The following is a 14,985-nucleotide window of genomic DNA, read 5'->3' on the forward strand; positions in this document are numbered from 1 at the left end:
TACTTAATCATGACAAACACTCCTGATATTTTAAAAAAAATTATTGCTAGAAAGCAACAAGAAATTGCGCAATGTATAAAAACCATGCCTTTAACAGAGCTTATCGAGCAATCAAAAAACGCATCAAAAACACGTGGCTTTTACCAAGCGCTTAAAACCAAAATAGATGCCAAACAAAATGCTGTGATTGCTGAGATTAAAAAAGCCTCCCCTTCAAAAGGCGTTTTACGCAAAGATTTTAACCCGGTTGAAATCGCCAAAAGTTATGAGCTAGGAGACGCTACTTGCTTATCTATTCTAACTGATAAAGATTTTTTCCAAGGTGATAATCAGTACTTAATTGACGCAAGAGCAGCCGTGTCACTACCCATTTTACGCAAAGAATTTATTATTGATGCTTATCAAGTTTATGAAGCGCGCACAATGGGTTCAGACTGTATTTTACTCATCGCTGCTTGTTTAACTGATGCGCAAATGAATGAGCTTTCATCATTAGCAATCTCTCTAAATATGGATGTATTAATTGAAGTGCACAACTTAAAAGAACTTAAACGCACACTCAAACTTAACTTACCAATGATAGGCATTAACAATCGAAATCTACGTACATTTGATGTGTCTTTACAAACGACAATAGATTTATTAGAAGAAATAAAAGAGGATACTTTGGTAATTACCGAAAGTGGCATTTTAAATGCTGAAGATGTAACACTTATGAACACAAACAACATCTATGGCTACTTAGTGGGCGAAGCCTTTATGCGCCAACCCAACCCAGGCCAAGCATTACAGGAGATTTTTGCATGAAAACAACCGTTAAATGGATTGATAATATGATGATGGTCGGTGAATCAGCCAGTGGTCATGCTGTGGTTATGGATGGTCCTGAAGAATTGGGCGGCAAAAATTTAGGCATTCGCCCCATGGAAATGCTGCTACTTGGCATGGGTGGTTGCACGACTATTGATGTTATTTCAACTTTAAAAAAAATGCGTGAAGAAGTGCAAGATTGCCATGCAGAAATTACCGCCAAACGTGCAGACGAACACCCAAAAGTATTTACTGATATTCATATTCACCTTGTTATTAAGGGAAACAACCTAAATGGAAAAAAAGTAGCCAAAGCAGTCAGTTTATCTGCAGATAAATATTGCTCTGCCTCCATCATGCTAGGGAAAACTGCCATCGTTACACACGATTTTAAAGTTCATGAATAACACTTGGGGGTGGTTTGGCACGGTTACTGGCATTACAGGTGGCTTATTGGTAGCGCTTAACTTTGAATGGTCTAAATTTGGCTATCTTTTTTTTATGGCATCGGCCATTAGTTGGATTGTCCAAGGCGCTAAAAATAATGACAATTCTCTAGTACTGCTGAATACGGTCTTTGTTTGCGTTAATACATTAGGGATTTACCATTGGTTTTCCTAAAATTATTACTCATCTTAACCTTTAGCTTTAGCGCTCTAGTCAATCACAGTTTGGCGCAAACAACAAACATTACCCAAACAGTCAAAGCATTAGATGTTAAAGTGCTTAACCTTGAAATTAGTTACGAGTTAGGCGAAAACGTCTTTGATATTAAAAATAAAGCAGACGACATCAAAAGCCAACTGCTTTATCATGAATACCAACTAGGCACACCCATCAGTTATGACGAGCAATGGAGCAAGTCAGAACAAGCCATTCTCAATGTCAAGATGAAGCTCAAAGCATTAGAAAAAAAAGTCAAATTCGAAGGCGACTGGGGCAAAATACGACTCAAACTTGACTCCAAAGAACGCTACCGAAAAATCAACCTAAAATACCAATACGGTTTCTAAAACTCGGCATTTAAATTTTAACAACTTAGCGTATAATATTTTTTCACGGAGAGTTGGCCGAGTGGCTGAAGGCGCGCCCCTGCTAAGGGTGTATAGGGTTTATTCCCTATCGAGGGTTCAAATCCCTCACTCTCCGCCATTACTTAAAAAATCCTTATGATGATGACTGACACACCACTGGTAATTGCAGGAAAAACTTACCACTCTCGCTTGCTGGTTGGCTCAGGAAAATACAAAGATTTAACACAAACAAAACTAGCAACTGAAGCTGCTGAAGCTGATATTATTACCATTGCCATTCGTCGAACCAACATCGGACAGGATAAGAACGAGCCAAATTTATTAGATGTTATCTCACCAGATAAATACACCATTTTACCCAACACTGCAGGTTGCTATAGCGCCAAAGATGCCGTACGCACATGCCAATTAGCACGTGAACTTTTGGGCGGACATAATTTGGTTAAATTAGAAGTATTAGGCGATGAAAAAACACTCTATCCTAATATTGTTGAAACCCTATCTGCTGCACAAACCTTGGTTAATGATGGTTTTGATGTCATGGTTTATACCAGTGATGACCCAATCATTGCCAAAGAATTAGAACGCATCGGCTGTTGCGCCATCATGCCGCTTGCCTCACTCATCGGCTCAGGCCAAGGCATTGCCAACCCAGCAAACATTAAACTCATCAAAGAACACGCCAACATACCCGTACTGGTTGATGCAGGCATTGGTTGCGCCTCAGATGCCGCCAAGGCCATGGAACTAGGTTGCGATGGTGTACTCATGAACTCAGCCATTGCCAATGCCGCCAACCCAATTCTAATGGCAAGTGCTATGAAACACGCCATCATTGCAGGGCGTGAATCTTTCCTTGCAGGCAGGATGATGAAAAAGGCTTACGCCTCAGCCTCATCCCCCATAGAAAATTTAATTTAAGTTGCTTAATAACTGAGAGAAAACAACATACAAGCCAACGAAAATAAAATATCTTAATTAAAAAAATTTAATACTTGTGTCATTTTATTTTTGAAAAAATACGGTCAAAATAGAAGGTTTTTTATAACTATAAGTTATTACTTTTAAATGAATTTATAAAATATAAGGGTAACGCTCCCTTATCCGATTGGATGAATGTTTTTTTATAAAACTAAATAATCTCTTTCTAAATAACAAGTCATTGGCCTTCTTTGCAAAACCATGACCTTCGTCATATTCATAATATTCTATATCAAACACCATTCTTTTCTAATTTTTAGACTAATTTTCTTGATTGTTCTACATGTACTCTTGGGTCATGTACTCCCTGATGAGCTTGAATGGGTATGGAAATTTTATCAACATGATACAAAGGTGATACTTTCTTGTTTTTTCCTATGCTCTTTTCTGGGTCAAAGCCAAGCTCTGTTATGAAATAATTTTTTGCTATGGGGCATGCTGTTTATAAAATCTCTCCTTTCTGTAGAGCCAAATATATCAATTACAGCATCAAATTCTTCTGGATATTGCTTCACACAGTGAATAGAACGGAAAAGCCTCTGAATGACCCGCCAAGTAATAGCTTGGGTCTTTTTTGTATAAAATCCAATATGGCTGTGTAATCAGCAACAGCTAAAATATCTTTGATATGGGCACCACCCCAGTCTCCATTATCCATAAATTTTTTACCAAAACCACTAGAGCCGCGAGTATTCGGAGTAACCACCACAAAACCTTGATTGGTAATTTGTTATTTTAATCCAGAATATCTTGCATCATCATGATCTTGTGGGCCAACATGCGCCCAAACAAGCATGAGAAGTGGATGTTCCTTTGTGGCATTTTTTGGTCTTAAAATATGGGTTGGTATTTTTGTACCATCAAAACTTGTTACAAAAAAAGAGCTGTATCTTGCGAATGCACCATCTGGCAATCCTGTTTTATCTGTATTATAAAATATATTCATTTTTCTATTTTTATATAGACTCCACTCGGCTGGCTTGCCATCTTCTCTTGCAACCAAAATCGCCTTATCTGTTCGCTCTGATAAAACAATGTGAGTTATGGGTTTTTTAGACTTAATTTTTATATTACTCCATCCATTTTTAGACAATTGATATAATGCCATTTAGGGTCCTAAATCTTCTCTATATAGTATCGACATCAATCCATCTGAAGTGAGAGATAATTCTGATATATTTTTTGTTATGCCAAGCCCGACATGTTCTAATTTACCATGTGGCGTTGTTTTCCAGACTTGAAAAATATCACTTTTGTAATTTGATATAAAATACAAAGTATTTCCAAGCCAAATGGCACTGTCTACAATTACATCTTTTTCTTTGAGTAGCCACTTAAATTTTCTTGTTTCTAGATTAAGCATTCCTAAATATTGTTCATCATTACTAACAATTTTTACAATATCCATCCATTTTTTGTTTTGACTCTTACCATGAGTTGTAATAATGTCTTTGTCTGTTGTTCTAAAGAATGCTTTTGATTTTCCTGTTTTTAAATCTGTGATAAAAATACTTGCTGGACCCCAAATAACCAAGCTTCTTGAACTATATATCGACTTTTCATCTTGAGAAAAGACAATACCGTCATCAAAATACCCTTCAGGAGTTACAACCTGCTCTTTTTGAGTTTTTGTATCGAAAATATGTAATTTATTGAGCTCGTTGCCAACATTATCAACGTTGTAAGCAATATACCTCCCATTAGGACTTACATCTAACTCTGAAAATTTACCTTCGATATCTATGAGTTTTGCTTCTTTTTTGTTGTAAGGTTAATTCTCACAACGCTTCGCTTACCATCAAAAGCTTTTTTGCTAAAAAAACTAATTTTCCGTCTTGACTAAACAACATGGTAATTATGTCTACCTTGTCATATGCCCAAATATCGTATTTTTCATTAGCCTGTAGACTCTGGCCATAAAATATGACAATAGATATTGCAATAAAAATTGACATTGTTTTACTGAAATAATATTTCATTCCCCGCTCCTTATTTGATGTATTTTTTAGATACTTGATAATAAATTAATCTACCGTGTTGCCACGATTGCTACTTAATAATCTCCTTGAGTACAATACACTTCTAGGAGGTACTTATAACCATTTTGTTTTATGAAATAGTTATCATTTTTAAAACCAATCATAGATATTCTTGATCTTAACTGAGACAATCCATAACCCAAAGCTTTTTGTTTAATTGGCACTAGCTTTTTTACATGTTGCATGTGCAAACTGGAGTTAATAATAAAAATGTAACTCTTGTTGTTTTAACAACTGTATTTAATTTGATGTCTGATAAATTCAGAACTTAATCTAGAAAGTTTTCTTCCTCTTTTTCCTCTTCAAGTTTTTTAGTTCGTACACCAGGCTTGGACAGAACTTCTAAGAAAAAAGAATTCAAACCCTCTACATCAGCCTCTGAAATTACTTTGTTAATTTCAGAAACATGAATCACGCTACAAGAGGTCTCATCAGCACCATAGCGGCAATCAAAATCCCAAAAATCTACCTCTTCAGGTCGTTTTTTATTACGCTCACGCTTAATATATTTTTTAAGCTCGTATTTAATGGCTTCAACCACTCTGGGTCTTTGTTTTTTAGGGTGTGAAAAGCTGAATGTTTTTTTCATGACGTGTCTAGATAATAGCAAGAGGTTGATTATATTGTATTATCAAGTTGTCTTACAAACTATAAAATAGATTCATGGATTTTTCACAAAAATTATCAAATCTTAAGCAAAGCCATCTTTATCGCTCAAGAAAAATATCTGAAAATACACAAAATACTCAGATGATTATTAATGGAAAATCGTTAATGAATTTTTGTTCAAATGATTATCTATCGCTTGCCAGCCATCCACAAGTTAAAGAGGCGTTCAAACAAGGGGTTGATAAATTTGGCGTTGGTGCTGGCGCATCACACTTGATTAGCGGGCATACATCGGCACATCAGGCGCTAGAAGAGGCATTAGCTGATTATACGGGGCAGAAAAAAGCCCTATTGTTTTCAACAGGCTATATGGCAAATATTGGGGTATTTTCTGCACTTAAAGATGAGCTTGATTGGGTCTTGCAAGACAAGCTTAACCATGCCTCACTCATTGATGCTAATCATTTAATTGGCTTGCCACTTCAGCGCTATTTGCATAATGATGTTGAATCATTGAAGAAAAAAATAGGCAAACAAACTGGATGTGGATTAATTGCGACTGATAACGTCTTTAGTATGGATGGTGATCGGGCTGATATTAAAGGCCTTGAAAGAATTGTGAAAAAATCTAGTGCGCTTTTAATGCAGGATGATGCACATGGATTTGGTGTGTTCAAGCCAACCATTCCAAAAAATTCGATTTACATGGCAACACTAGGCAAGGCTGCAGGCACGATGGGAGCATTTGTAACTAGTGGCGAGGATTTGATTGATTTTTTAATCCAAAAATCACGCCCTTATATTTATACCACAGCAATTGCACCCGCTTTGTGTGTTGCCACGCTAAAAAGCTTAGAACTGATTAAAGAGGGTGAGCAAAACGCTAAATTATTAGCCAATATTCGTTATTTTCAGAACCTTTTTAAAACGTTAAATCTACCCATGACAAATTCTAATAGTGCCATTCAGACATTTATTGTGGGTAGTAGCGAAAAGGCAATTCACCTTTCAAAAGAATTACTAAGTGCAGGCTTTTATGTCAGTGCCATTCGCCCACCGACTGTACCAAAAGACACAGCGCGTTTAAGAATAACACTAAGTGCCAACCATACACAAAGCCAAATTAAACAACTGCTCACCCAACTTAAACATGCTATACAATAACACACAAGGTATTGGGGTTGACTTGGTGGTACTTCATGGCTGGGGGTTTAATTCAGAGTTGTTTAACGCTTTGATTGATGATTACAAAAATCAATACCGTATTACAAAAATTGATTTACCTGGACATGGCAGGAGTGCTAATGTTGATGGCGGACTTGATGAATGGTGTGATGAAATTATCAAAATTTTACCAAAAAATCCTATTTTATTGGGCTGGTCATTGGGTGGATTGCTTGCGATTAAAATTGCCAGTAAAATAACCATATCAAGGCTTATTCTTATTGCGTCAACACCTAGTTTTATCCAAACAAGCAGCTGGGAATTTGGTATAGATGCGGATAATTTTGAGCAATTTTCAAGTGCTTTACAATTGAATTTATCTAAAGGTTTAAAACGCTTTATTAGCCTACAAACTAAAGACAAGTCAAAGCTTAAAGCGCTGAATAAAGCCATTGAACAATACCCAGCAACAACACAAGCACTTAATCAGGGCTTGGAAATCTTACTCAATACAGATTTAAATAATCAATTTAAAAAACTAGCCATACCAATAGAAGTAATACTGGGTAAATATGACACCTTAGTGCCCGTTAAAATCAGCCATTGGTATCATCAAAACAACATCAAAACTTATGTGTTAGATGCTGGACATTTGCCTTTTTTACATCAAGATTTTGCCCTGCCCCAATGCTTAAAGTTAAGTATAATCCGAGCAATACTTAACTTCGGAGAAACTGATGAGTGCACTAGTGGGTGTTATTATGGGGTCAAAATCAGATTGGCCAACCATGAAAAATGCAGTGGATATTCTCAAAGAACTTGACGTACCACATGAGGTTAAGGTGGTTTCTGCACATCGCACTCCTGATTTAATGTTTGAGTATGCATCCAGTGCGCTTGAGCGCGGGCTTAAAGTCATTATTGCAGGTGCTGGCGGTGCTGCACATTTGCCAGGTATGGTCGCAGCCAAAACCATTGTGCCAGTGTTAGGCGTGCCTGTTCAATCACATGCACTTAGTGGTCAAGACTCTTTGCTGTCCATTGCTCAAATGCCTGGCGGTATTCCTGTTGGTACATTAGCTATTGGTGAAGCGGGTGCTAAAAATGCAGGTATTTTAGCGGCGCAAATTATTGGTAATGAAAACCAAACCATCAGAGATGCAGTGGCTGCTTTTAGAGCCGAACAAACTCAGGATGTTTTAGACAATCCCAACCCACGGGATTAACGGATGAAAGTTGGCATATTAGGTGCAGGTCAGTTGGGTAGAATGCTGGCTATTTCTGGCTATCCGCTAAATCATCAGTTTGGTTTTTCTGGTAATACACATGATGAGCCGTCCTCTTTACTAGGGCATATGTTCGCGCAGCAAGACAGCACTAATAATATTGACTCTTTAGTGAATTTTGCTGATGTTATTACTTTTGAAAGTGAGAACACTAAGGTTGAAATTGTTAAAAACATTAACAAAAAAATACCTGTTTATCCTAATGAAAAATCCTTATTTATTACACAGCACCGTGGTCGGGAAAAAGTCTTATTTAACCAATTAAACATTCCTTGTGCACCCTACCAAATAATAAACACTCTTAAAGATTTAAAAACAGCAATTGACACAATTGGTCTACCCGCTATTTTAAAAACTTCCATGGAAGGCTATGATGGCAAAGGTCAATTTTTAATACATCATCAAGGCCAAATTAATGACGCTTGGAAAAGCATGAAGGGTGTTGAATCAATTTTGGAAGGGTTTATAAATTTCAAACGTGAGCTGTCTTTAATTGCTGTTCGTGGTATTGATAATAGCCATAAATACTACCCACTGGTTGAAAACACACATCATCAGGGTATTTTAAGGCTAACCATTGCACCTGCTCAAAATATTAATAAACAGGTTCAAGAAACAGCGCAACATTACATGCAAACTTTGCTTGATGGGATGAATTACGTTGGTGTGCTTACTATTGAACTGTTTGAAACTGAAACTGGCTTGGTGGTTAATGAAATGGCACCAAGGGTACACAATTCTGGACATTGGAGTATTGAAGGGGCTAATACCTCACAATTTGAAAATCACATCCGTGCCATCACTGGTATGCCACTTGGCAACACCATGCCAAGACATCCATTTTGTGCAATGATTAATATCATTGGTGAACTTGGCGATATTGATACTGTGCTTAAAATGCCAAATGCACACCTGCATTTATACAACAAATCTGAACGCAAAAACCGAAAACTCGGTCATATTAATATTATTGCCAATTCTCAAGTTGAGTTAGATGAGAGCATTGCAAAATTAAAAGACTTTTTACCTCAATAAGTATTAGCCAAAATGCTTATTTAAGTAGGCACTAATCTCATCAGATTCAAACATCCACTGAATTTCATTACCATTAGTAATCTTTAAGCAAGGCACTTGAACTTTACCTGTTTCTTGTTGCATTTCATCTCGAAACTCACTACCAATGGTTTGTGCATTACGCGTAACAATGTTTAGGTTTAATCGTCTAATCGCTCGACGGGTTTTGATGCAAAATGGACAACCAAAAAACTGATACAACTCAATACTGGTAGTTTTCTTATCCACTTTTTGCTGCTGTTCACTAGTACGCTTAATCTTGCTAACTGGAATTAGCCAACTAATAAAAGCAATAATAGCGCCTAAGCCGTTTCTCAATCCTTTTAATAAAAATTTCATATTTTTGCCTCATATGCGGTTAATGTATTCTCTAATAAGGTAGCAATGGTCATTGGCCCGACACCGCCTGGTACTGGTGTAATCCAACCGGCAACTCGCTTAACAAACTCAAAATCAACATCGCCAACTAAGTGACCATTATCCAATCGATTAATACCTACGTCAATCACAATGGCGCCTGGTTTAATCCAGTCACCTTGAATCATCTTAGCAATGCCAACTGCAACAACAACAATATCTGCTTGCTTTAACTTACTAGAAATATTTTTGGTTTTGCTATTGCAAATGGTAACTGTTGCTTGAGCATTTAACAACTCGCACGCCATCGGACGACCAACAATATTAGATGCACCTACTACCACGCAATTTTTACCCACTAAATCCACCCTAGTAGTCTCAAGCATTGTCATCACACCCTTAGGCGTACATGGACGTAAAAAAGGCTTATTTTGCATCAGTTTGCCAATATTTTCACTGTGAAAACCGTCTACATCCTTTTTAGGTGAGATGGCTTCAATCACTAGATTAGTATCTAAATGTTTAGGTAGTGGTAATTGCACCAAAATGCCATCAATTTTATCACTATTGTTCAAACGCTCAATTTCAGATAATAATTCTACTTGAGTGGTATTGGCAGGCTTGTTAATTTTTTCTGAATAAAAACCCACCTCTTTACAGGCGTTGTTTTTATTGCGAATATAAACTGCTGAGGCAGGGTCGTTGCCAACTAAAATAACTGCCAGTCCTGGTTTTCTATCAAGCGTGTCAACTTTTAATTTAATGCTTGCTCGTAAATTCTGTGCAATTTGTTTGCCATCAATAATGTTCATAGTTCAGCTCAACTCTTTTCTTACTTTATCTAAATCACGTTGCGTATCAACACTATGTCCAATGCTAGCGCAAACCAACGCCACATGAATATCAAACCCTTCGTTAAGCACGATTAATTGTTCCAATTTTTCAACTTGCTCATATGAAGAACTGTCCATGGTTAAGTATTGTTTGATAAATCTTGCTCGATAAGCGTATATACCAACGTGTTTAAAACACAATTTTAAATCAAAATCCTTTGCTTCTCTAAAAAAAGGAATGGCGGCGCGTGAAAAATACAAAGCCTTGCCAACTTTATCAAAAACCACTTTAACGCAATTAGGGTCAAAATATTGCGCCTTATTAGTAATTTGCTCACACAAAGTTGCCATTTGCATAGGACTGGTTTCTAAGTTATTAGCCACTTGGTCGATCACACTTGGGTTTAGCATTGGCTCATCACCCTGCACATTAACGATAATTTCATCATCATCAATGTCTAATACCTCCAACACTTGTGCAATTCTTGAAGTGCCAGAAGTATGATATTCGTCAGTCATGCAAGTTAAAGCTCCAAAATCATTAGCAACTGCCTCAATGCGCTTATCATCAGTTGCAATAATGACACGATTTGCACCACTATTGATTACATTTTCATAAGTTAATTGAATCAAAGGCTTGCCATGAATATCTTTAAGTAGTTTGGCTGGCAATCTGCTTGATGCATACCTAGCAGGGATAATAACAGAAAAATCCATTACTTTTTATCAAAGCCTTGCTCTAATTGACGCGCCTCTTCAACTAGCAAAATTGGAATGCCGTCTTCAATTGGATAGGCTAAGTCACTCACTTCACAAATAAGCTCATTGCCTACTTGCTTAAGTGGGGCCTTGCTTTTAGGGCATACTAATAATTTTAATAAGGCGTCGTCAATCATAATTTAGCGTCTAGTTTTTTTAAAAAATCATCGCTCAAATCAACCTCAACTTGCAAGTACCACATTTGATTGTTTACGAATTGTCTACATTTTACACAATCCTTAGCAGTCATAAGAATTGGATGATTGTCTTCAAACGCTAAATCATTTTGTTGATAAGCATGATGGTCAGCAAATATATGGGGCTCTAAATTAATACCCAATCCGATTAATACATCAAAAAAACGTTGAGGATAGCCAATGCCAGCAACACCATGACAGTATTTACCTTTAAAATAATCCAGTGGTTTTTCCTCACCTGTTTTAACATTAACAAACATTTTTAATGCTAGTTCAGTGCTAAATTCACCTACACATAAGCCGGCATTATTTATCACAAAATCAACACTTTTAAGTCTGGCAGTTGATTCTCTTAAAGGGCCTGATGGTAGGAAAAACCCATTGCCAAAACACCGAGTGCCGTCAACTACAGCAATTTCTACATCTCTATCCATTTTGTAATGCTGCAAACCATCATCACTGATGATTAAATCAACCTGACATTGATTGATTAAATCCTTAACCGCCTTCGCTCTGTTCTTATTGACCATCACTGGCAAATCTGTTTGCAAGGCAATCAGTAACGGCTCGTCGCCCGATAAATGGGCGTTGGTGTCCTTATTCACTAATAAACTGCCCTGATGATGCACACCACCATAACCACGCGATACTATACCTACTTGCCTACCTTGTAGTTTAAAATACTGCGCCAATGCAATCACGATTGGCGTTTTCCCTGTACCGCCCACTGTAATATTACCCACCACAATCACAGGATATTTAAATTTTTGAACCTGAAAAAAATTAACTCGATAAAGCCATTTTCTAAGCACTGATACCAAATAAAAAACACCTGAGATTGGCAACAGCAAATAATTAATAATACCTCGGGTGTTTAAATTCATTATGGTCTAATACTCATTTTGAGTTTGATATTTTTTCTCGGTGAATTTCAATACTCCTGCAGCAGTAGATAATATCAAAATCGAGACAACCATAATGAGTAAATTAAACTTATCATTCGCCATCAAAGATTTCATATCAATGACTAAGAAACGAGTAATAGCCATAATGGCAATAAATATCAAAAAAATCACTGGCATTTTATGGGTTTTAAAATAAATACCCGTCATCGCGCCTAACTCTAAATAAATAAAAGTAAAATATCTTTAAGTGATGCAAAGCCCGACTCATGCTGCATAATAATCAAATACTCATGAGCAGCTGACCAAACAATTGTTGCACCCACCACAAATAACCCTACAACATGGAATGTTTCAATAAGAATATCACCCAGTTTGATCAATTTTATCTTTCATTGTTGAATTAGCCATATATCCCCTTTATTTAGCCATTTATAAAGTGCTAATTATGACAAAATATCACCCTAATGAGTATCGAATTTACAATTTCTAATCAATATTTACGCTCTAGTCGGAAAAAAGGCTTTGTTTCCTTTATTTCTGGGGTTTCTATGATGGGTTTGATTTTATCTGTCGTTACCTTGATTACGGTGCTATCTGTTATGAATGGATTTCACAAAGAGCTTAGAGACAGGGTGTTAAATGCTATTTCTCATTCATATATTACTCAATATAATGGTCTGGTTGATAATTGGCAAGATTTACAAACCAAAATCAACCAACATCCTAACATTATTAGCACTTCACCCTATATTGAAAAATATGCTTTACTCAGTACAAAAAATGGCGCCCAAGGCATTAGTGTGCGCGGTATTAAACCTGATTTGGAGAAAAAAACTTCTATTTTGTTAGATAAAATTAAGTCTGGTAGTGTCAACTTACTTAAATCAGACATTTTAATTGGTGCGGGGCTGGCAGCACAATTAGGTGTGATTATTAATGATAAAATTACATTACTGACACCCAAATTATCTTCTAATATTATAGGCATTCAACCCAGATTTAAACGCTTTACCATTAGTGGTATTTTTGATGCCGGTATTGGCGAGTATGACAATAATTTAGCATTTATTAACTTAGAGCAAGCTCAAAAGTTGTACTCTATGAAAGGCCAAGTCTCTGGCATTCGACTCAAGGTTGATGATTTGTTTAATGCTAAGAAAATCACTCGTGAGGTTGTTGCTAGCTTACAAAGCAATCAATATTATGGCGTTGATTGGACTGAGCAAAAAGCCAACTTTATTAAAGCACTTAACCTTGAAAAGCAGATGATTGGTATAATATTATTACTCATTATTGTAGTGGCTGCTTTTAATATTGTTTCTATGATGGTTATGGTGGTGACTGATAAAAAAGCCGACATTGCTATTTTAAGAACCCTTGGCATGACGCCCAATCGTATTGTAAAAATATTTTTTTACCAAGGGCTGACAATTGGTCTGGTTGGTATTACCATTGGTAGCATTTTAGGTATCTTGCTCTCGCTTAATATTGAAATGGTTGTTAGTGGCATTGAGTCCCTTTTAGACTTTCAGTTCTTTCCAAAAGATGTGTTTTATATTACTCGATTTCCTTCTGAAATACATATGACAGATATCGCAAAAGTTGCCTTGGGCAGTTTTATTTTAGTCACAATCGCCTCTATTTACCCAGCCAAACGCGCAGGAAAAGTTGATATTGCCAAGGCATTAAATCATGAATAAAATTATTGAGTGTAATAATCTTAGTTACAGCTACCTTGATGGCAAGCAAAAAACACCGATACTTAACAACCTCAACTTAAACGTTAAGCAAGGTGAATCAATTGCGATCTTAGGACAATCAGGCTGTGGCAAATCTACTTTACTTAATCTACTAGGTGGTATCGACAAACCCACTCAAGGTGAAGTGCTCATCAATGGCAACAATCTAGACTTATTAAATGAAAACGACACCACATTATTGCGTGGTAAATACTTAGGCTTTGTATATCAATTTCACCATCTATTAAATGATTTTAGCGCACTTGATAACGTTGCAATGCCTGAGCGAATACAAGGGAAAAATCAACAATCTGCCCAAACCAATGCCAAAAAAATACTCTCAAAAATTGGGCTTGAACACCGCCTTAACCACTTACCAAGTGAGCTTTCTGGTGGCGAGCGCCAACGCGTTGCTATCGCCAGAGCTGTAATTACAAACCCTAGTTGTATTTTAGCAGATGAGCCCACTGGAAATTTGGATGTTGAAAATGCTTATGAAGTGCTCAATCTAATGCTAACACTTAATCGCGCCCAAAACTGTGCGCTAATTGTTGTTACTCATGATGAAAAAATCGCTGCAAAAATGGATAAAGCGCTTGTCTTAAATCATGGTGTATTAATCCCTCTAATCTAGACATAAAACCATGCAAATACACCAATTACAAATGAGTTATTCGCCCGAAGAAGATCGTATTATTTTGCGTGTTGGTAGCACCACAGATGAGGAAATTTGCTTATTTCTCACTCGTCGGCTGGTTAATGATTTTTGGACAATTCTTGTTCCAGCAATGAAACAATCTGAGCCAATGCTCAACGACATGCAAAAAACGTCAGAAATACCAGAAGTTAAAAAAATCAAACAAGAAATACAACACCAACAAATTATTGAAAAAAGTGATTACATCACGCCTTTTAATAAGGGAAAAGAGTCTCCAGTTGGGCAAACACCCATGCTAACAACAAAAATAAGCATTAACACAAATGATAGCAATATGACTTTGTTTGTCTTTTCAAGTGCTGATGGTAAAAATATTAACCTTAACCTCAATCAAGAATTGGTGCACAATTTATATGAGCTCATTGCTAAAGTATTGCCTAGCACAAATTGGGGACTTGTATTGGAAGGTGCGACAAATACTGCTTTTATTGAAAATAAAACCAAATCAGTATTGCATTAATAAGCCAAGGCTTTACGCAA

Annotated in this window: 24 protein-coding genes and 1 tRNA gene; 13 read left to right on the forward strand and 12 right to left on the reverse strand. The window is 36.6% G+C overall.

Annotated elements, in window-relative coordinates; all coding sequences use genetic code 11:
- The first annotated feature begins 9 nt into the window (after positions 1-9).
- From trpC to CVPH_RS06525, 6 genes are all read left to right on the forward strand, one after another.
- Positions 10-807 (forward strand): indole-3-glycerol phosphate synthase TrpC, encoded by a 798-nt coding sequence (gene trpC / locus CVPH_RS06500; RefSeq protein WP_201340902.1) that lies wholly within the window; start codon positions 10-12, stop codon positions 805-807.
- A complete protein-coding gene (locus CVPH_RS06505; protein WP_201340903.1) occupies positions 804-1,217 on the forward strand; it encodes an OsmC family protein in 414 nt (137 codons plus the stop codon). The genes trpC and CVPH_RS06505 overlap by 4 nt, the downstream gene beginning before the upstream one ends.
- Positions 1,210-1,431 carry a hypothetical protein gene (locus CVPH_RS06510; protein WP_201340904.1) on the forward strand — a complete coding sequence of 74 codons (222 nt, stop codon included), beginning with the start codon at positions 1,210-1,212 and terminating at the stop codon, positions 1,429-1,431. The genes CVPH_RS06505 and CVPH_RS06510 overlap by 8 nt, the downstream gene beginning before the upstream one ends.
- The gene (locus CVPH_RS06515) at positions 1,419-1,823 is read left to right on the forward strand and encodes a hypothetical protein (protein ID WP_201340905.1); all 405 of its coding nucleotides are present in this window, start codon (positions 1,419-1,421) and stop codon (positions 1,821-1,823) included. The genes CVPH_RS06510 and CVPH_RS06515 overlap by 13 nt, the downstream gene beginning before the upstream one ends.
- 47 nt (positions 1,824-1,870) lie before the next feature.
- Positions 1,871-1,962: transfer RNA gene (locus tag CVPH_RS06520), tRNA-Ser, on the forward strand.
- 20 nt (positions 1,963-1,982) lie between these two features.
- Positions 1,983-2,765, forward strand: coding sequence for a thiazole synthase (locus CVPH_RS06525; RefSeq protein WP_281064679.1), 783 nt, complete (start codon positions 1,983-1,985; stop codon positions 2,763-2,765).
- A gap of 571 nt (positions 2,766-3,336) precedes the next feature.
- Here the strand turns inward: CVPH_RS06525 and CVPH_RS06530 are convergent.
- The 5 genes from CVPH_RS06530 to CVPH_RS06550 form a co-directional block, all read right to left on the reverse strand.
- Positions 3,337-3,552 (reverse strand): prolyl oligopeptidase family serine peptidase, encoded by a 216-nt coding sequence (locus CVPH_RS06530; RefSeq protein ID WP_281064680.1) that lies wholly within the window; start codon positions 3,550-3,552, stop codon positions 3,337-3,339.
- Positions 3,553-3,555: 3 nt separating this feature from the next.
- Positions 3,556-3,933, reverse strand: a complete 378-nt coding sequence (locus CVPH_RS06535) for a hypothetical protein (protein ID WP_201340907.1) — start codon at positions 3,931-3,933, stop codon at positions 3,556-3,558.
- Complete coding sequence (locus tag CVPH_RS06540) at positions 3,934-4,569, reverse strand: beta-propeller domain-containing protein (RefSeq protein ID WP_201342443.1); 636 nt, start codon at positions 4,567-4,569, stop codon at positions 3,934-3,936.
- A gap of 34 nt (positions 4,570-4,603) precedes the next feature.
- Positions 4,604-4,804, reverse strand: coding sequence for a hypothetical protein (locus CVPH_RS06545; RefSeq protein WP_201340908.1), 201 nt, complete (start codon positions 4,802-4,804; stop codon positions 4,604-4,606).
- 328 nt (positions 4,805-5,132) lie between these two features.
- The gene (locus CVPH_RS06550) at positions 5,133-5,453 is read right to left on the reverse strand and encodes a DUF6172 family protein (RefSeq protein WP_201340909.1); all 321 of its coding nucleotides are present in this window, start codon (positions 5,451-5,453) and stop codon (positions 5,133-5,135) included.
- 74 nt (positions 5,454-5,527) lie between these two features.
- Here CVPH_RS06550 and CVPH_RS06555 point away from each other — a divergent pair, with 74 nt between their 5' ends.
- The 4 genes from CVPH_RS06555 to CVPH_RS06570 are packed head-to-tail and all read left to right on the forward strand — an operon-like array spanning position 5,528 to position 8,958.
- Positions 5,528-6,637 carry an aminotransferase class I/II-fold pyridoxal phosphate-dependent enzyme gene (locus CVPH_RS06555; RefSeq protein ID WP_201340910.1) on the forward strand — a complete coding sequence of 370 codons (1,110 nt, stop codon included), beginning with the start codon at positions 5,528-5,530 and terminating at the stop codon, positions 6,635-6,637.
- The gene (locus CVPH_RS06560) at positions 6,624-7,460 is read left to right on the forward strand and encodes an alpha/beta fold hydrolase (protein WP_225879667.1); all 837 of its coding nucleotides are present in this window, start codon (positions 6,624-6,626) and stop codon (positions 7,458-7,460) included. The genes CVPH_RS06555 and CVPH_RS06560 overlap by 14 nt, the downstream gene beginning before the upstream one ends.
- Positions 7,375-7,863, forward strand: coding sequence for a 5-(carboxyamino)imidazole ribonucleotide mutase (gene purE / locus CVPH_RS06565; protein WP_201340911.1), 489 nt, complete (start codon positions 7,375-7,377; stop codon positions 7,861-7,863). Before CVPH_RS06560 ends, purE begins: the two co-directional genes overlap by 86 nt.
- Before the next feature lie 3 nt (positions 7,864-7,866).
- Entirely contained in the window at positions 7,867-8,958 is a 1,092-nt protein-coding gene (locus tag CVPH_RS06570; protein WP_201340912.1) for a 5-(carboxyamino)imidazole ribonucleotide synthase, read from the forward strand.
- A gap of 3 nt (positions 8,959-8,961) precedes the next feature.
- Here CVPH_RS06570 and CVPH_RS06575 read toward each other — a convergent pair whose 3' ends face one another.
- The 7 genes from CVPH_RS06575 to CVPH_RS06605 are packed head-to-tail and all read right to left on the reverse strand — an operon-like array spanning position 8,962 to position 12,428.
- Complete coding sequence (locus tag CVPH_RS06575; protein ID WP_201340913.1) at positions 8,962-9,336, reverse strand: glutaredoxin domain-containing protein; 375 nt, start codon at positions 9,334-9,336, stop codon at positions 8,962-8,964.
- Positions 9,333-10,166 (reverse strand): bifunctional methylenetetrahydrofolate dehydrogenase/methenyltetrahydrofolate cyclohydrolase FolD, encoded by an 834-nt coding sequence (gene folD / locus CVPH_RS06580; protein WP_201340914.1) that lies wholly within the window; start codon positions 10,164-10,166, stop codon positions 9,333-9,335. The genes CVPH_RS06575 and folD overlap by 4 nt, the downstream gene beginning before the upstream one ends.
- Positions 10,167-10,169: 3 nt before the next feature.
- Entirely contained in the window at positions 10,170-10,904 is a 735-nt protein-coding gene (gene kdsB / locus CVPH_RS06585) for a 3-deoxy-manno-octulosonate cytidylyltransferase (RefSeq protein ID WP_201340915.1), read from the reverse strand.
- Positions 10,904-11,083 carry a Trm112 family protein gene (locus CVPH_RS06590; RefSeq protein ID WP_201340916.1) on the reverse strand — a complete coding sequence of 60 codons (180 nt, stop codon included), beginning with the start codon at positions 11,081-11,083 and terminating at the stop codon, positions 10,904-10,906. Before CVPH_RS06590 ends, kdsB begins: the two co-directional genes overlap by 1 nt.
- The gene (gene lpxK / locus CVPH_RS06595) at positions 11,080-12,027 is read right to left on the reverse strand and encodes a tetraacyldisaccharide 4'-kinase (protein WP_201340917.1); all 948 of its coding nucleotides are present in this window, start codon (positions 12,025-12,027) and stop codon (positions 11,080-11,082) included. The genes CVPH_RS06590 and lpxK overlap by 4 nt, the downstream gene beginning before the upstream one ends.
- Positions 12,028-12,033: 6 nt before the next feature.
- Complete coding sequence (locus CVPH_RS06600; RefSeq protein WP_201340918.1) at positions 12,034-12,255, reverse strand: phosphate-starvation-inducible PsiE family protein; 222 nt, start codon at positions 12,253-12,255, stop codon at positions 12,034-12,036.
- 11 nt (positions 12,256-12,266) lie between these two features.
- Complete coding sequence (locus tag CVPH_RS06605; RefSeq protein ID WP_201340919.1) at positions 12,267-12,428, reverse strand: hypothetical protein; 162 nt, start codon at positions 12,426-12,428, stop codon at positions 12,267-12,269.
- An 84-nt stretch (positions 12,429-12,512) separates the two neighbouring features.
- Here CVPH_RS06605 and CVPH_RS06610 point away from each other — a divergent pair, with 84 nt between their 5' ends.
- From CVPH_RS06610 to CVPH_RS06620, 3 genes are read left to right on the forward strand one after another with little or no spacing between them, the layout of a single operon-like run.
- On the forward strand, positions 12,513-13,748 hold the full coding sequence (locus CVPH_RS06610) for a lipoprotein-releasing ABC transporter permease subunit (protein WP_201340920.1): 1,236 nt from the start codon (positions 12,513-12,515) through the stop codon (positions 13,746-13,748).
- On the forward strand, positions 13,741-14,421 hold the full coding sequence (lolD, locus tag CVPH_RS06615) for a lipoprotein-releasing ABC transporter ATP-binding protein LolD (RefSeq protein WP_201340921.1): 681 nt from the start codon (positions 13,741-13,743) through the stop codon (positions 14,419-14,421). Before CVPH_RS06610 ends, lolD begins: the two co-directional genes overlap by 8 nt.
- A gap of 10 nt (positions 14,422-14,431) precedes the next feature.
- Complete coding sequence (locus CVPH_RS06620) at positions 14,432-14,965, forward strand: hypothetical protein (RefSeq protein WP_201340922.1); 534 nt, start codon at positions 14,432-14,434, stop codon at positions 14,963-14,965.
- The last annotated feature ends 20 nt before the right edge of the window (positions 14,966-14,985 follow it).

This window comes from Abyssogena phaseoliformis symbiont OG214 (genome assembly GCF_016592595.1).
Taxonomy (GTDB): Bacteria; Pseudomonadota; Gammaproteobacteria; order PS1; family Pseudothioglobaceae; genus Ruthia.

What these genes read in the sequence shown, in the direction of transcription:
- trpC (WP_201340902.1), top strand. Translation starts at nt 10, where the DNA reads ATGACAAACACTCCTGATATTTTAAAAAAAATTATTGCTAGAAAGCAA.
- CVPH_RS06505 (WP_201340903.1), top strand. Translation starts at nt 804, where the DNA reads ATGAAAACAACCGTTAAATGGATTGATAATATGATGATGGTCGGTGAA.
- CVPH_RS06510 (WP_201340904.1), top strand. Translation starts at nt 1,210, where the DNA reads ATGAATAACACTTGGGGGTGGTTTGGCACGGTTACTGGCATTACAGGT.
- CVPH_RS06525 (WP_281064679.1), top strand. Translation starts at nt 1,983, where the DNA reads ATGATGACTGACACACCACTGGTAATTGCAGGAAAAACTTACCACTCT.
- CVPH_RS06535 (WP_201340907.1), bottom strand. Translation starts at nt 3,933, where the DNA reads ATGGCATTATATCAATTGTCTAAAAATGGATGGAGTAATATAAAAATT.
- CVPH_RS06545 (WP_201340908.1), bottom strand. Translation starts at nt 4,804, where the DNA reads ATGAAATATTATTTCAGTAAAACAATGTCAATTTTTATTGCAATATCT.
- CVPH_RS06550 (WP_201340909.1), bottom strand. Translation starts at nt 5,453, where the DNA reads ATGAAAAAAACATTCAGCTTTTCACACCCTAAAAAACAAAGACCCAGA.
- CVPH_RS06555 (WP_201340910.1), top strand. Translation starts at nt 5,528, where the DNA reads ATGGATTTTTCACAAAAATTATCAAATCTTAAGCAAAGCCATCTTTAT.
- CVPH_RS06560 (WP_225879667.1), top strand. Translation starts at nt 6,624, where the DNA reads ATGCTATACAATAACACACAAGGTATTGGGGTTGACTTGGTGGTACTT.
- purE (WP_201340911.1), top strand. Translation starts at nt 7,375, where the DNA reads ATGAGTGCACTAGTGGGTGTTATTATGGGGTCAAAATCAGATTGGCCA.
- CVPH_RS06570 (WP_201340912.1), top strand. Translation starts at nt 7,867, where the DNA reads ATGAAAGTTGGCATATTAGGTGCAGGTCAGTTGGGTAGAATGCTGGCT.
- CVPH_RS06575 (WP_201340913.1), bottom strand. Translation starts at nt 9,336, where the DNA reads ATGAAATTTTTATTAAAAGGATTGAGAAACGGCTTAGGCGCTATTATT.
- folD (WP_201340914.1), bottom strand. Translation starts at nt 10,166, where the DNA reads ATGAACATTATTGATGGCAAACAAATTGCACAGAATTTACGAGCAAGC.
- kdsB (WP_201340915.1), bottom strand. Translation starts at nt 10,904, where the DNA reads ATGGATTTTTCTGTTATTATCCCTGCTAGGTATGCATCAAGCAGATTG.
- CVPH_RS06590 (WP_201340916.1), bottom strand. Translation starts at nt 11,083, where the DNA reads ATGATTGACGACGCCTTATTAAAATTATTAGTATGCCCTAAAAGCAAG.
- lpxK (WP_201340917.1), bottom strand. Translation starts at nt 12,027, where the DNA reads ATGAATTTAAACACCCGAGGTATTATTAATTATTTGCTGTTGCCAATC.
- CVPH_RS06600 (WP_201340918.1), bottom strand. Translation starts at nt 12,255, where the DNA reads ATGACGGGTATTTATTTTAAAACCCATAAAATGCCAGTGATTTTTTTG.
- CVPH_RS06610 (WP_201340920.1), top strand. Translation starts at nt 12,513, where the DNA reads ATGAGTATCGAATTTACAATTTCTAATCAATATTTACGCTCTAGTCGG.
- lolD (WP_201340921.1), top strand. Translation starts at nt 13,741, where the DNA reads ATGAATAAAATTATTGAGTGTAATAATCTTAGTTACAGCTACCTTGAT.
- CVPH_RS06620 (WP_201340922.1), top strand. Translation starts at nt 14,432, where the DNA reads ATGCAAATACACCAATTACAAATGAGTTATTCGCCCGAAGAAGATCGT.